At 37.3% G+C, this 12816-nt stretch carries 10 protein-coding genes and 1 tRNA gene; 5 read left to right on the forward strand and 6 right to left on the reverse strand.

The genetic code is table 11. From position 1 onward, the window contains the following. Nucleotides 1-267: 267 nt before the first annotated feature. Both P9B04_RS04175 and P9B04_RS04180 read right to left on the reverse strand, forming a co-directional pair. Entirely contained in the window at nt 268-741 is a 474-nt protein-coding gene (locus P9B04_RS04175; RefSeq protein ID WP_342053739.1) for a DUF4174 domain-containing protein, read from the reverse strand. A gap of 69 nt (nt 742-810) precedes the next feature. Further along, nucleotides 811-1860, reverse strand: a complete 1050-nt coding sequence (locus tag P9B04_RS04180; protein WP_342053740.1) for a Rieske 2Fe-2S domain-containing protein — start codon at nt 1858-1860, stop codon at nt 811-813. A gap of 362 nt (nt 1861-2222) precedes the next feature. Between P9B04_RS04180 and P9B04_RS04185 the strand changes: the two genes are divergently transcribed. Next, the gene (locus P9B04_RS04185; RefSeq protein ID WP_342053741.1) at nt 2223-2645 is read left to right on the forward strand and encodes a hypothetical protein; all 423 of its coding nucleotides are present in this window, start codon (nt 2223-2225) and stop codon (nt 2643-2645) included. Here P9B04_RS04185 and P9B04_RS04190 read toward each other — a convergent pair whose 3' ends face one another. Then, nucleotides 2646-3002 carry a hypothetical protein gene (locus P9B04_RS04190; RefSeq protein WP_342053742.1) on the reverse strand — a complete coding sequence of 119 codons (357 nt, stop codon included), beginning with the start codon at nt 3000-3002 and terminating at the stop codon, nt 2646-2648. 200 nt (nt 3003-3202) lie between these two features. On the opposite strand from P9B04_RS04190, the gene P9B04_RS04195 reads away from it, so the two are divergent. Further along, nucleotides 3203-5998: a protein kinase domain-containing protein gene (locus P9B04_RS04195; RefSeq protein WP_342053743.1), complete on the forward strand. Its 2796-nt coding sequence runs from the start codon at nt 3203-3205 to the stop codon at nt 5996-5998. A gap of 3 nt (nt 5999-6001) precedes the next feature. Here the strand turns inward: P9B04_RS04195 and P9B04_RS04200 are convergent, their stop codons facing one another. Beyond that, the gene (locus P9B04_RS04200) at nt 6002-6736 is read right to left on the reverse strand and encodes a phosphorylase family protein (protein ID WP_342053744.1); all 735 of its coding nucleotides are present in this window, start codon (nt 6734-6736) and stop codon (nt 6002-6004) included. Between the two features lie 292 nt (nt 6737-7028). Here P9B04_RS04200 and P9B04_RS04205 point away from each other — a divergent pair, with 292 nt between their 5' ends. Both P9B04_RS04205 and P9B04_RS04210 read left to right on the forward strand, forming a co-directional pair. Further along, nucleotides 7029-8084 (forward strand): ABC transporter ATP-binding protein, encoded by a 1056-nt coding sequence (locus P9B04_RS04205; protein ID WP_342053745.1) that lies wholly within the window; start codon nt 7029-7031, stop codon nt 8082-8084. Between the two features lie 107 nt (nt 8085-8191). Further along, a complete protein-coding gene (locus P9B04_RS04210) occupies nt 8192-8830 on the forward strand; it encodes an LON peptidase substrate-binding domain-containing protein (RefSeq protein WP_342053746.1) in 639 nt (212 codons plus the stop codon). Between the two features lie 14 nt (nt 8831-8844). On the opposite strand, the gene pheA is transcribed toward P9B04_RS04210, so the two are convergent. Then, on the reverse strand, nt 8845-9711 hold the full coding sequence (pheA, locus tag P9B04_RS04215; RefSeq protein ID WP_342053747.1) for a prephenate dehydratase: 867 nt from the start codon (nt 9709-9711) through the stop codon (nt 8845-8847). A 715-nt stretch (nt 9712-10426) separates the two neighbouring features. Between pheA and P9B04_RS04220 the strand changes: the two genes are divergently transcribed. Next, entirely contained in the window at nt 10427-12274 is a 1848-nt protein-coding gene (locus tag P9B04_RS04220; RefSeq protein WP_342053748.1) for a hypothetical protein, read from the forward strand. Nucleotides 12275-12311: 37 nt separating this feature from the next. On the opposite strand, the gene P9B04_RS04225 is transcribed toward P9B04_RS04220, so the two are convergent. Then, a tRNA-Met gene (locus P9B04_RS04225) sits at nt 12312-12385 on the reverse strand. Nucleotides 12386-12816 lie beyond the last annotated feature (431 nt).

Below are 12816 nucleotides of genomic sequence, written 5' to 3' on the forward strand. Positions count from 1 at the left end.
AGGAGTCAGGAGTCAGGAGTCAGGAGGCAGGAGTCAGGAGTCAGGAGGCAGGAGGAGCAAAAATATTACTCTAGGATAATAAGCGGATTTAGGATCATAATCTCATCAAAATTTAAACTATTTTCATTTTTTCTCAAAAACCTCACAGATTATCATCAGGTTGATACCCCATGTTAAGAGGTTTTGGACAACAGAAAGGAGTCGCAACGACGAATGTTACTGGAGTAGAAATGGCGATCGTTTGAAAATTCTTTAGATAGATATTTTTTACCCCTGACAAGGAGAGGGATTTTTAGACATTTCCTCTTGACGCATAGGCATAGAATCAATTTTCCCAAAAATTTGCTCAATTTCTGGAACTTCGGACAATTCAGACTTAGGTTGTCCGTCTTTTCCCACCAAAATAACTGCGAACTGATGACTTTGGATGCCATATTTTGCCCGCAGTGCCGCCACGTCATAGGGGGACAGACTACGTTCTCCAATGCGACTGCGAGCGTCATTAGCGAAGATTCCCAACAGCAAGTCCCGATCCTTAAACTCGCATTCAAGAGAAGATTGTGTTTGCTGGATGGAGGCTAAACGAGCATCATTAACCTTTGGAACAAATACCAACAAAAGTCGATTTTGCCAACGGTAGGACTCGAGAGGATTATTTTGTGCTAGTACCGATTTTAAGGACATAGCAATTCCTATGGTCCCCAAAGATAGCATTAAAGCCAAAGGTTTTTTATAGTTCATAATCTCTAGATTAGCCGAAAAATCGTCTCAAGGAAGACCTTTGCACAGACCCTATAATTTTAGTCTGAGTTAGCTCCTCCAACGTAGTATTTTGGGTTCTACTGGATTTTCAAAGGGTCTATTCTCTGTTTGGGCTTTCTCGTACTCGTATTTCATGCGAAAGTACCATTTAGCTTGGGTATCCGCATCATCAATTAACATTAAGGGAGGGTTATAGGCTAACCCTTCTTGTTGTTGAATGACTACATCTCGATCTTGTGCCAAGAATTTACGAGTTAATAGACTTAGTAATGGCTTGAACACCCCCATCCAGGGAATTGTCCAATAAATACTCTGGAATGCCACGCATTGTGTTTCATCGATAGGGGTTATGGTGGTCAATAAGCAAGCAGAATAGCGATCGCCTCTTAGTATTTCGGTTCTAACACTGGGAAGTTCAAATACAATCTCAATGGACACTTTATCCCCTAATATCTTATAAGGTCGCGCGCTCTCCGGCATATCGTAGGGAACTAGACGAAAACCTTGGAAAACTGGTTCGTATTGCTTTTCTTTTACACGAAATTTACGGGGGCCGCTACGCCACCACCAGGAACTATGAATATAGGGGCCATGAGCAGGGTCCATCAGGCCAATTATGGCATGGTCGATGTGACAAGCAAAATGGATAGTTTCTGAGACTCCTGGGGTAACTTTACCAAAGTCAGGAATAGTGGGAACGGGAGGAATAAGGGACTGATCAATCTTTTTTTTATTATCTTTAGCAAAATAAACCCAAATATTCCCTTGTACTTCTCGACAGGGATATGTGGGAACTCGGATGCGACTAATGTCTAGGCTATCGTGTTCTGTTAGAGAAGGAATTTCCTTACAACCACCATCTTCGGTGCTAAATCTCCAGCCATGATAACAACAACAAACCTCATTTCCTTCCATCCACCCGTACTGTAGAGGGATGCCTCGATGGGGGCAAATGTTACGCATGGCGAACACCTCCCCGTCTTTACGTCGTCCTAATAATATAGGTTCCCCAAGCATTTTTCTATGCACCATTTTGCCTGGTTTGAGGTCTTTTCCAGGTAAGGCAACATACCAGCAGTCACGCAATAGGGTGTTCATGGCGCAGTCTCCCTTCTTTCAAGCTTGTTGACGTAACCACAGGTTATTTTGTGCCAGTCAACAGAGTTAAATCGCATTTTATCCTAACATTTTTATGATTTTGCTTTCCTTGAGCAAGACTACTCAAGAATTATTGAACCATAAATCTGAGCTAATGCGATCGTTTCTTTACAAGAGAATTTAGCTTTTTCCTAGGAAAATACCGAAAAAAATTTTCAATTTCTGGGATTTTTCACTAAATTTATATTTTTTGATTTCGGCAAAATATTAAACGTTGTTTAAATTTTTGTTGTTTATGAATCCACTTTTAATTATTGCCGCTATCATTACAAACATAAAGACTTACTCCATAGCAAAACGTCATGAAAGTATTAATAAGAAAGCCATATAATTTATTGGCTTATGTAACAACAGCTACTTTTTTACTAGGTATGACTCTAAGTTCCTCCGCATCTGCTACGTCATTGAAGAAATATGAGAATATCAATCCAAAGCAGTTCAACGAATGTATAAAACCTCCCAGTTCCAATGGTTCAGAACAGGGATGGGCCGATTATCATGGAGAAAATCAAGGTAAAGTTGAGCTAAAAGTTAGGAATCAACCGATGATTTCTGATGGTACTATAGCTGCTACTTTAGCCTATAAATTTGAACCATCAGAAGAATTATTAACCTTAGAAATCAAGGAAAAAACTAAGTTCATGTTTGGGATGATTCAAGCATCTGATGAACAAATTTGGGAAGGATTCGACGGTTTAGTAAAGCAATGTCGCCTGCAAGAGTAATTAGAAAGGAAAAGACACTCTCATTCTTTCTTCTGGGACAGGTCTTTCTCGGCGAATATCAAGGGAAGGAGAGCCATTTCTCTCATTAATGCGAATTCTGGTTTGGGGTCTTCTTTCTTCTTCAACCCCTACGGTTAAGCGGCCATTATTACTATAAACTCTCACATTTGTTCTGTTGCGGCGACGGCGTTCATTAGAAAGATTAACCCGAACATCATCTCCAAGTTCTATAATTTGAGCGTTAACAGTTCCCATTCCTACAGAAGAAGTAATTACTAAACCAAGGGTCAACATTGTCAGCATAGAAGTTGATTTCATGGCTAATTCTCCAAATAAAACTTGACACAAAATGGTCATGGTGTCATGGGAAGTATTTTATCCGAGATATCCCTGAGATAACTTCCCCCAGTTGCATGATTAATCATTAAGTTTTTTTACGGTTCAAACTAATCCACGGTCAATAAACCGTGGGTTTTTCTGATTTTAATGATCTCCAAATAAAGATAGGATAAATAAAGAATAATCAATGAAAATAGACTATATAAATAAGCAAATAAATGCGCTGTTTGAACTGCCATCTGGAGAACATTCCTGATACGACTCACATTTGTCCTCATTGTGGGGCGCAAGTTTTATCTTTGTTACAAGAAGTGTTACCCCAAGGAACCCAACTGCGATCGCATACATACTGTATTGATAACGCTATGGGAAAAGGTAGTTTTGGCATCACGTATAAAGCTTATCATACCGCATTAAAAAACCCTGTTGCTATCAAAGAATTTTATCCTCTAGAATATGTATCTCGAAATACTGAAACTAAACTATTAATTATTCCTGAAAAAAATAGAGAGAGATATAAGAGAAATTTGTATCGTTTTTTAGAAGAAGGACAAATATTAGCTAAGTTAAATCATCCCAATGTAGTAAAGGTAAGAGATTTATTTGAAGAACGGGACACTGCTTACATTGTCATGGATTTGGTACAGGGAAAAACCTTACTTCAGGAATTAAACAATCGACCTGAAAAAAGACTAGATACTCAGAGAATAGAAAATATTATTGGTCAATTAGTTGATGCTCTAACAACCATTCATTCCGCAGGAATTTATCATCTGGATCTAAAGCCAGAAAATATGATTTTAACCCCCGAAGATCAACTGATTTTAATTGATTTTGGAGCGGCAACTTTAGCCAGTGATGCTACGAGAAGAAAAACCCGTTCTTTTACAGAATCTTATGCCGCACCAGAAATTATGACAGGGGGAAAAGTTGGAGCGCAAAGCGATTTATTTGAAGTAGGAATGATTCTGCATGAACTACTCACAGGGAAACTCCCACCTCCAGCTATGAAACGGGCTTTAGAAACAGATATTTGGCAACCTAAAGGATTAGAACATCCTTGGGATATGTTAATTGTTGATGCCCTAAAAATTCAACAAGATCAGCGAAGTTCTACCGTATCCCAATGGTGGGAACTGCGAAAAGATAAATCAGTAAATACTGTTAAAATGCGACCAAAAAATGTTAATAATTTACAAGGAAAGTTTTTTTTACCTTTATTAAAAGAACAAGGTATGACTCACAAGTTAGGGTTAGGTCGTCTAAGAAAAGTTATTCCTGTGAATCAAAATCAAGTGTTAGTAGTAGAAGCAGGAGGAGCATCTTTATTCGATTTTAATAACTCTGTTACCCAGTGGAAAATTGATTGTCCAAATTCCTGCGGTTCCATTAGTAAAAACAAGGAGATATTAGCTTTAGCTTGGCAACAAAGCATCTATTTATGGGATTTAAACCAAGGAAAATTTTTAAGACAATTACAAGGCCATTCAAAAAGAATTACCGACTTAGGCTTTAACAAAGATGGATCTTTATTACTTTCAGGGAGTCTCGACGAAACATTGATTGTTTGGGAAATTAAAACAGGAAGAAAACGCCACGAATTATCCGATCCAATGGGAGGTATAACCGCCGTTGCTTTTAGCGAAAATAATCAATTTATTGCTACTGGTTCTTATATAGGAATTGTGAGGATTTGGAAGGCTATTTCTGGTGAACAATGGCGGTGTTTAGAAGGTCACAAAACCGCAGTAGAAAGCTTAGTCTTTAGCCCAGATAGTAAACTATTGGTTTCGGGAGGACGAGATAAAACCATTCGTCTTTGGGATGTAAATTCTGGTAAATCTCAACAAGTATTAGAAGGACATCAGGACTGGGTAAAGGCACTCAGTTTTGACAAAAAAGCCAACCATTTAGCCTCTGCATCTCTAATTAATGATAAAACTATTCGCATTTGGTCTATGGCTAAACCAGAACAAACTCAACAACTACGAGGTCATAATAATAGCATCCAAGCGATCGCTTTTTGTCCCGAAGATCGTTATCTAGTCTCAGCATCCTCTGACAATACTATTCGTCTCTGGGATAGGGAAACAGGAAAAACCATTAAACAACTGCAAAAACATACTAATTGGGTGTACGATGTGGCTTGTAGTAAAGATGGTCGTTGGGTTGCCATCGCTTATGGTGACTGGACTATACATCTTTGGGATATCATTGAACAACGGGAAGTAAGTTGTCTCGAAGGTCACGAAGGTACAGTTTCTAGTTTAGGGTTTTGTGGAGACGCTCAACATCTTGTCTCTGGAAGTTGGGACGGAACTGTCAGAGTTTGGGATCTTTACACAGGAAAATGTAAGCGCATTTTACAAGGTCATCAAAACTGGGTTAGTGGTGTTGCAGTCAGTCCCAATGGTCAATGGGTTGCGTCTGGGGGTTGGGATAAAACCGTTTGTCTCTGGGAAATTAGTAATGGTTGGTCTTATTTTAAAGGTAATAGTAAACCCACCCGTATTTTGCAGGGTCATTTAGATGATATCGAAGGGGTTGCTTTCAGTCCTAATAATCAATTAATTGCTAGTTGTGGCAACGATAAAATAATTAAAATATGGGAAGTTTTATCGGGTCAAGAGGTTCAACAATTAGAAGGTCATAAATATAGTGTAGAAGAAGTAGTTTTTAGTCCGGATGGTCAATTTATTGCTTCGGCTAGTCAAGATAAAACCCTTAGAGTTTGGCACATTATTTCTGGGAAAGAAATTCATTGTTTTCAAGGTCATACTGATTATGTTAACTCTGTCGCATTCAGTTTGGATGGTCATTATTTGGCTTCAGGAGGAAAAGACCAGATGATTGCTATTTGGGATCTAATTTCAGGAAAATTAAGCCAATTAATTCAGGGTCATACTAATTCTATTAATGGTCTTGCTTTCACTGGAGACGGTTCTTTTTTAGTATCTGGGGACAACGATGGTGTGGTTCGGTTATGGAAATTAGAATTAGTCAGTTATCATTGAATACTAATCTTTGCCTATTTTATTAGCAACTTGCTTTAATACTTGTAAACTTTTTAAAGAACTACTAATTAAGTGGAGTGAACTTGAGGGTTTTTTTAACATTTGACGAGCTAAGATAAAAGGCTGTAGGTTTCCATTTTCCCCAAAAGCTTCTGTTAAGTCCGGTAAATCTTGCTCACAACCGTCACTAATAACCCTAATCATAGCCACAGGAATACCCAATTTGTTACTCCAATTTAAGAGAGCATAACCTTCCATATCAACTACATCTGCTTGGTATTTTTTCCCTAATGATAGCTTCTCATCCGCAGAACAAATAATGCGATCGCTACTTATTCCTTCCCCCATAATTGTTTCCTTTCCTAACCGTTGCAGTAACTTGTCAATTAAAAATTGATTGCACTCTGACTTATCTTTTTGAGCATCATCCATTGAGCCACACTTTTTGTACAAAATTATTTCCCCCACAGAATAATTGAGAGATAAACTCCCCCCCAAACCCATCAAAATTAATCCTTGAGGGACTTTATCAAAAAAATTGGGAAATTGTTGCCATTGTTTGAGAAATTTAGTTAAGGGTTGAATTCCAGCAGGAATTGCTATGACATTTAGTTTTGCTAAATTTTTTCCTATCCCTTGACAGACTGTTTTGTATTCCATCCCTTGCGGCACTAAAATAGTATCAAAACTAGGGGTTTCAGAATTAGAATTGTAACTGTGGTACTCTGTAGATGACATAAATAATTCTGGCAATTTTTTTTCAAAGATAGCTTAAACTCACATCTTGCAGCTTCGATAAAACTGGCTAGTTTGTAAGCGTTCAGCTATCAGCTATCAGCCATCAGTTGAAACATATCAATCTCTGTCTTATGCTGTGAGTGAGATTAAACATAAGCTTAACGCTTTCATCTCTTAGCTGAAAGCCGAACGCTGTGCGATAGCGCCGGAACGGAGTGAGGAACTGCTGACTAATTTAAGTTTTTATGTACTGATACAAGATGTCAGTTAAAAATAGCTAATTTTCCTCAACATGACAGACTCAATTATTCTCCAGATTAATCAAGTTATTAAACAATTTGCTAATCATTCAGTTTCGGTAGTTGATGGAGTTAGCTTTCAGTTAGCTTCTGGGGAAATTTTAGGCATATTAGGACCATCTGGTTGTGGCAAAACAACTCTTTTACGTATGATTGCAGGATTTGAGCAACCTTCGGACGGAACCATTACAATAGGGGAAAACTTGGTCGCCAGTGCTTCTTGGTTAGTTCCACCGGAAAAACGCAACACGGGAATGGTTTTTCAAGATTATGCTCTGTTTCCTCATCTAAATATCGCTAATAATATTGCCTTTGGCTTAAATAAGAGACGATTAAGTAAAAAAGAGATAAAACACCGTATTAGGGAAGTATTAACCCTTATAAGACTAGAAAATTTAGAAAAACGCTATCCTCATCAACTCTCCGGAGGACAACAACAACGGGTTGCTTTAGCCCGCGCCCTAGCCCCTCAACCAGCGTTAATATTACTCGATGAACCCCTCAGTAACCTGGATGTGCAGGTACGCCTCCAACTACGCCAAGAAATTCGTCAAATTCTCAAAGCAACGGGAATAACCGCAATTTTTGTGACCCACGATCAAGAAGAAGCTTTAGCTATCTGCGATCGCATTGCGGTCATGTGTTCTGGAAAGATTGAACAACTAGGAACTCCTGAAGCTATTTACACTCGTCCTGCTTCTCGTTTTGTGGCGGAATTTGTCACCCAAGCTAACTTTATTCCTGCCAAAAAACAAGGGCAACTCTGGACTACAGAAGTAGGGACATGGGAACTTGTGTGTTGCCCTGAGACAGTTTCTGAGGGAGATTTGATGGTAAGACAAGAAGATATTATCTTAAAACAGGATGATACCGGCAAAGTGGTTATTTGCGATCGCCAGTTTTTGGGGAGAGAATACCGTTACTCTCTAGAGACTGCCTCCGGCGACCAAATTTATGCGCGAACTCCCTTATATAACAAGTTGTCTATCGGTACGAAAGTCCAAGTAGCGATCGCTTCTCAGTCTGCTCAAATCTTTCCCCGTATTTAGTGGAGTAATCAAGGGATTTTCTAGAATTGTTTGCCCAAAAGGTATAACTTAATTGAGAAAAATCGGTTAAAGTATTAAGTAAATGCTAAGACGCACGCCTGAACACTATGACATCTTCTTCCATTGCAGTACGAGAACTCCCCATTTTTCCCTTACCAGAAGTTGTTTTATTTCCTGGTCGTCCTCTTCCTCTGCACATCTTTGAGTTTCGTTATCGTATGATGATGAACACCATACTAGAAGGGGATCGGCGTTTTGGTGTGGTTATGGTTAACCCTGTTAACGGGGAGATTTCCAAGGTTGGATCTTGTGCAGAGTTAATGCGTTTTCAACGTCTTCCTGACGATCGCATGAAGGTTTTAACTATGGGTCAACAAAGATTCCGAGTTCTTGAATATGTCAGAGAAAAACCTTATCGAGTAGGCCTAGTAGAGTGGATTGAGGACGAACCAACTGACGAAAACCTTTACCCTCTGGGTCAAGAAGTTGGACAGTTATTACAGGATGTTGTACGTCTTTCAGCTAAGTTAACGGATCAAAAAATTGAACTACCGGATGATTTACCAGAACTGCCTGTAGAATTGTCTTATTGGGTAGCAGGTAACTTATACGGGGTAGCAACGGAGCAACAAGCACTCTTGGAAATGCAACAAACCAAAGAGCGTTTACAGCGAGAGGTGGAAATATTAACCTCGACTCGTAACCATTTAGCTGCACGAACAGCACTCAAGGATGTGCTTAAGTAGCTCGTTAACAGTTGTTAGAGTTGTTCAATATCTGTTTTTTTGAGCAATAACACCGAATAACTGCCGTAAATTTTAATAATTTCCGTGTGATGGGTTAGGTTATCAAGAGCATTAATAATTTTGGGATCTTCGTGGTTGCCTTCAATATCGAGATAAAAGATATACTCCCCTAATGACCGCTTGGTGGGACGGGATTCTATGCGACTCAGGTTAATATTGCGTTCCGAAAAAACCTTTAATGGTTTCATTAGGGAACCTGGCACATTTTCGGAGACGCTGAACCCCAGGGAAATACGACTACTAACCGTGGGAGTGGGTTCTAAAGTCATTACCCAAAAGCGTGTACAATTGTCCTGATAGTCATTGATTTCGTTGGCTATAATAGGGACATTATAAAGTTTGGCGGCTCGCGGAGCAGCGATCGCTCCCGATGTAGGTTCAAGACTGATTTTTTCTAGGGCTTCTGCTGTAGAATTGGTAGGAATCAAGGCTACATTGGGTAAGTGTTCCTGTAACCATCCCTGACACTGTGCTAAAGCTTGAGGGTGAGAATAAACGGTTTTGATCCCATTTAAAGATGTTCCCCTAGAAAATAAGGCGTGAACAATGGGAAGAACTAACTCCTGTTGAATTTTTAGATTATCCAGTTGCCAGAGGGTATCTAGGGTACTCACCACAGTTCCTTCCGTTGAATTTTCTACCGGTACTACTGCTTTCTTGGTGTCTCCCTTAGCAACAGAATGTAAAGTCTGAGCAATACTCGGACAAGGACACAACAAAGAAGTTTTATCCTGAGTCTTTTCTAACCAATCTGCATAAGCTAAGGCTGCTGTTTCCGCATTGGTGCCAACGGGTCCGAGATGAGCAATAGAAATGACCATAAATGATATTAATACGGTGTTACGATGGGACTCACTCGCTGTCGAGAATAGACCATTGGTTAGTTCCCGTAATTACTTGAGGAAGATTGGAACTGCTGAGCTTGGGTTTGTGAGTCCCCGACTCTAACCAACTAAGCGACTGAGCCATACTACAAGAAAATAGTCATTTAATAGTCATAGCTCTGGTAGCACGCTGTTATTATCACTATTTTCCTCTTTATAGAATACATCAGCTTTACCCTCACTTCTAGCTTTGTTAATTCCTTGCCTAGCTTCTTCTCTTGTATTTTGGAATGAGCAGCTTATCTATAATTAACTCATCTGATTTACTCATTCAAGTTGTTGTTTAAGCTTCATACTGCATTTTAACCGTATTGGTGGATTGGCTAGTTTATGCGATCGCTAAAATTAACACACCCTATTCAAAAAAATTATCATAGATCATTTTCTGTACAACCCGAACCTTCATGATTTTTCATCTCCAATACATCTTAGTTATTAACCAATTACTGTTCTGATAGGTAAGAAAATTAAAGATATATTTTCTCGATTATAATTTTACCCTGATTAAGAATACAGTTAGTAAACACATAGTGACATGATGGCAAAATCATTAACCATATTCTCATTATTTAGGATTAGACTACTTATTAGGAACAATTTGTTGTCATTTTTTGTCTCTCTAAAGAAAATTTATACAGTCTAAACTAAAAGTATGCTTAGCGATATCATAAAAAATATATTAGATGAATCACGATTTATAACTGTATGGTTATTAACACCTATTGTTCTTGTAGCTGCTTATGAAATTATTTTTTACTCGTCTAAATATTCCTTGAAGTCAGAGTTTAAAAATACACATTTTTTTGCTAATTTTTACCATGAAAAACAAGTGTTTAAAATTAGTGAGTTAATAAAAAAAAGTGTTTTTGTGCCTACTCTTGTATTCTCGATATTTTTATTTATTTATATCTTTTTAATGTGTTATAAGGAAGAATTTGCTTATATTGATAACTTTCAATTTACCGATTTTTCTTTAAGAGGAACTCCATTATCAATGCCTATTTGGAGAGGAAATGGAAGATTTTGGCCTTTAGGATTACAGGAATATAATTTTTTAGCTTTATTAGGAAAATCTCAATTAATCTACAGAAGCTATTCAATCTTTCAGTTAATAATCCTTATATTTGCGGTTGGAAAAATTTTGGACAAAGTACCTATTTGGTATAAATACTTGACCTTATTTTTTTTGCTAACAACTACGGCATTTGTCATCTCTTTTTTTGGATTTATTTACTCAGAGAGAAATATTTTATTGTTTTTAACTTTGATAATTTTAGCCTATAGATTGTTTTTAAAAAGCAAGAGTAATCATGCTCGTTTTTATATGTACGCAGTGTTAATTTTTGCTCAATTATGTCTTTATTATAAAGAACCCGTATTTGTTTTATTAGGGGTTTTTAGCATTAGCAGAATTATTATTAATCTCTCTTCTATAAAAAAGCCTTTTACTTACAAAAAATGTAAACAGTTTCTTAAAAAGAATTATATAGATGTTGGATTATTAATGCTTTCGTCTGTCTATTTTATTCTTTATAGAATTGAAGTTTTTCCACACATTACAAATGCCTACAATGATAATCTATTTCCGGATACTACTTCACTAGATGCGTGTGTCTGGTGGATTAAAAATCAACCAATTTTAATAGTTTTTTTTATAGTATTTATAATGAGGATTATTTCAGCTATTGTTAGGAAAACGAATATAGATACTATTCAAGAACCATTAGCACTCGGTGCAATTTCTTATTTCATAGTTTATGTAAAATTAAGAATGATGGGAGATTATTCTATTTATTATATAGCACCAGTATTGTTAATTATCACTTTATATTTAAGTCATTTTATTTATCAATTTTTGAGCCGATCTAAATATAAATTGCCGATTTTTAAGAAATTATGTAGTATTTTTTTAATCACCTTATTGTTTTTAGTACTACTTCATCAATCTATCCAGAAGAGTTCTCGAGTTATTCTTGAGAGAAAATTGTACATTGATGGAAGAGTAAAAATAGTTCATTCTTTGGCAGAATATACAGAAAAATCGAGTGATAATTCTTTTGTCTTATTCTTCGATAAAAATGGAATTTATGAAGGTACAATCTTTCATTTTGCTAGGTTTTTAGATTATAATGGATTTAAAATTTATGATGATTCTCAAGACGTACTAAAAACTTCGACAAACGTTCATTCATTTACAGGTATCTTAACTAAAAAAGTAACTTTAACTCTTAAAGCACCTCTAAATTTTTTAGACAATAAATGTGTGCCTTGGCATAATTCAACTAAGTGTTTCTCGACAAATAATCCTCAAAAAAATGACTTCATTGTTTTATTACCTGGTTATTACGCACCTGACTATATTAATGATTTGAAAGCCAATTCAACACTTTTAACAGGATATCAATTTTCAGAAAATGCATCATTCATTGATAAGATGCTTTATAAATTTACGGATCAGCAACCATTTTACAGAGATTTCTACTTATTCCGTAAACGTTAGGGTTTTTGCCAGACACTTCAATGTTTTTAAATTCAAATGGCTCGAGGCAGATTTGAACTGCCGACCTTGGGCTTATGAGTCCCCTGCTCTAACCGACTGAGCTACCGAGCCATAATTTTTAGACCTTTACTAGTGTAAAACAGTAAACACTAAATGTCTACCCCCTGACAAAAGTTTTTAACTGACATCTTGCACCAGTACATAAAAACTTAAATTAGTCAGCAGTTCCTCACTCCGTTCCGGCGCTATCGCACAGCGTTCGGCTTTCATCTCTTAGCTGAAAGCGTTAAGCTTATGTTTAATCTCACTCACAGCATAAGATAGAGATTGATATGTTTCAACTGATGGCTGATAGCTGAACGCTTACAAACTAGCCAGTTTTATCGAAGGTGCAAGATATGAGTTTAACCTCTTTTTGGCGGGAAATCCCCGCACAAGGAACGCAGTGCGAGGGATGATAGCCAAAGCAGCAGTTTTGTGAGCCAATAGAGATGATACTGTTGGCGAAAGTAATCTAAACGTATTTCAACATGAAGTACAAA

Origin of the sequence: Crocosphaera sp. Alani8, assembly GCF_038442745.1 — a bacterium.
Taxonomy (GTDB): Bacteria; Cyanobacteriota; Cyanobacteriia; order Cyanobacteriales; family Microcystaceae; genus Crocosphaera.

Coding starts and splice junctions, on each gene's coding strand:
- pheA (WP_342053747.1), bottom strand. CDS start 9,711: ATGGTCATTTCTATTGCTCATCTCGGACCCGTTGGCACCAATGCGGAA.
- P9B04_RS04205 (WP_342053745.1), top strand. CDS start 7,029: ATGACAGACTCAATTATTCTCCAGATTAATCAAGTTATTAAACAATTT.
- P9B04_RS04200 (WP_342053744.1), bottom strand. CDS start 6,736: ATGTCATCTACAGAGTACCACAGTTACAATTCTAATTCTGAAACCCCT.
- P9B04_RS04210 (WP_342053746.1), top strand. CDS start 8,192: ATGACATCTTCTTCCATTGCAGTACGAGAACTCCCCATTTTTCCCTTA.
- P9B04_RS04220 (WP_342053748.1), top strand. CDS start 10,427: ATGCTTAGCGATATCATAAAAAATATATTAGATGAATCACGATTTATA.
- P9B04_RS04195 (WP_342053743.1), top strand. CDS start 3,203: ATGCGCTGTTTGAACTGCCATCTGGAGAACATTCCTGATACGACTCAC.
- P9B04_RS04190 (WP_342053742.1), bottom strand. CDS start 3,002: ATGACCATTTTGTGTCAAGTTTTATTTGGAGAATTAGCCATGAAATCA.
- P9B04_RS04185 (WP_342053741.1), top strand. CDS start 2,223: ATGAAAGTATTAATAAGAAAGCCATATAATTTATTGGCTTATGTAACA.
- P9B04_RS04180 (WP_342053740.1), bottom strand. CDS start 1,860: ATGAACACCCTATTGCGTGACTGCTGGTATGTTGCCTTACCTGGAAAA.
- P9B04_RS04175 (WP_342053739.1), bottom strand. CDS start 741: ATGAACTATAAAAAACCTTTGGCTTTAATGCTATCTTTGGGGACCATA.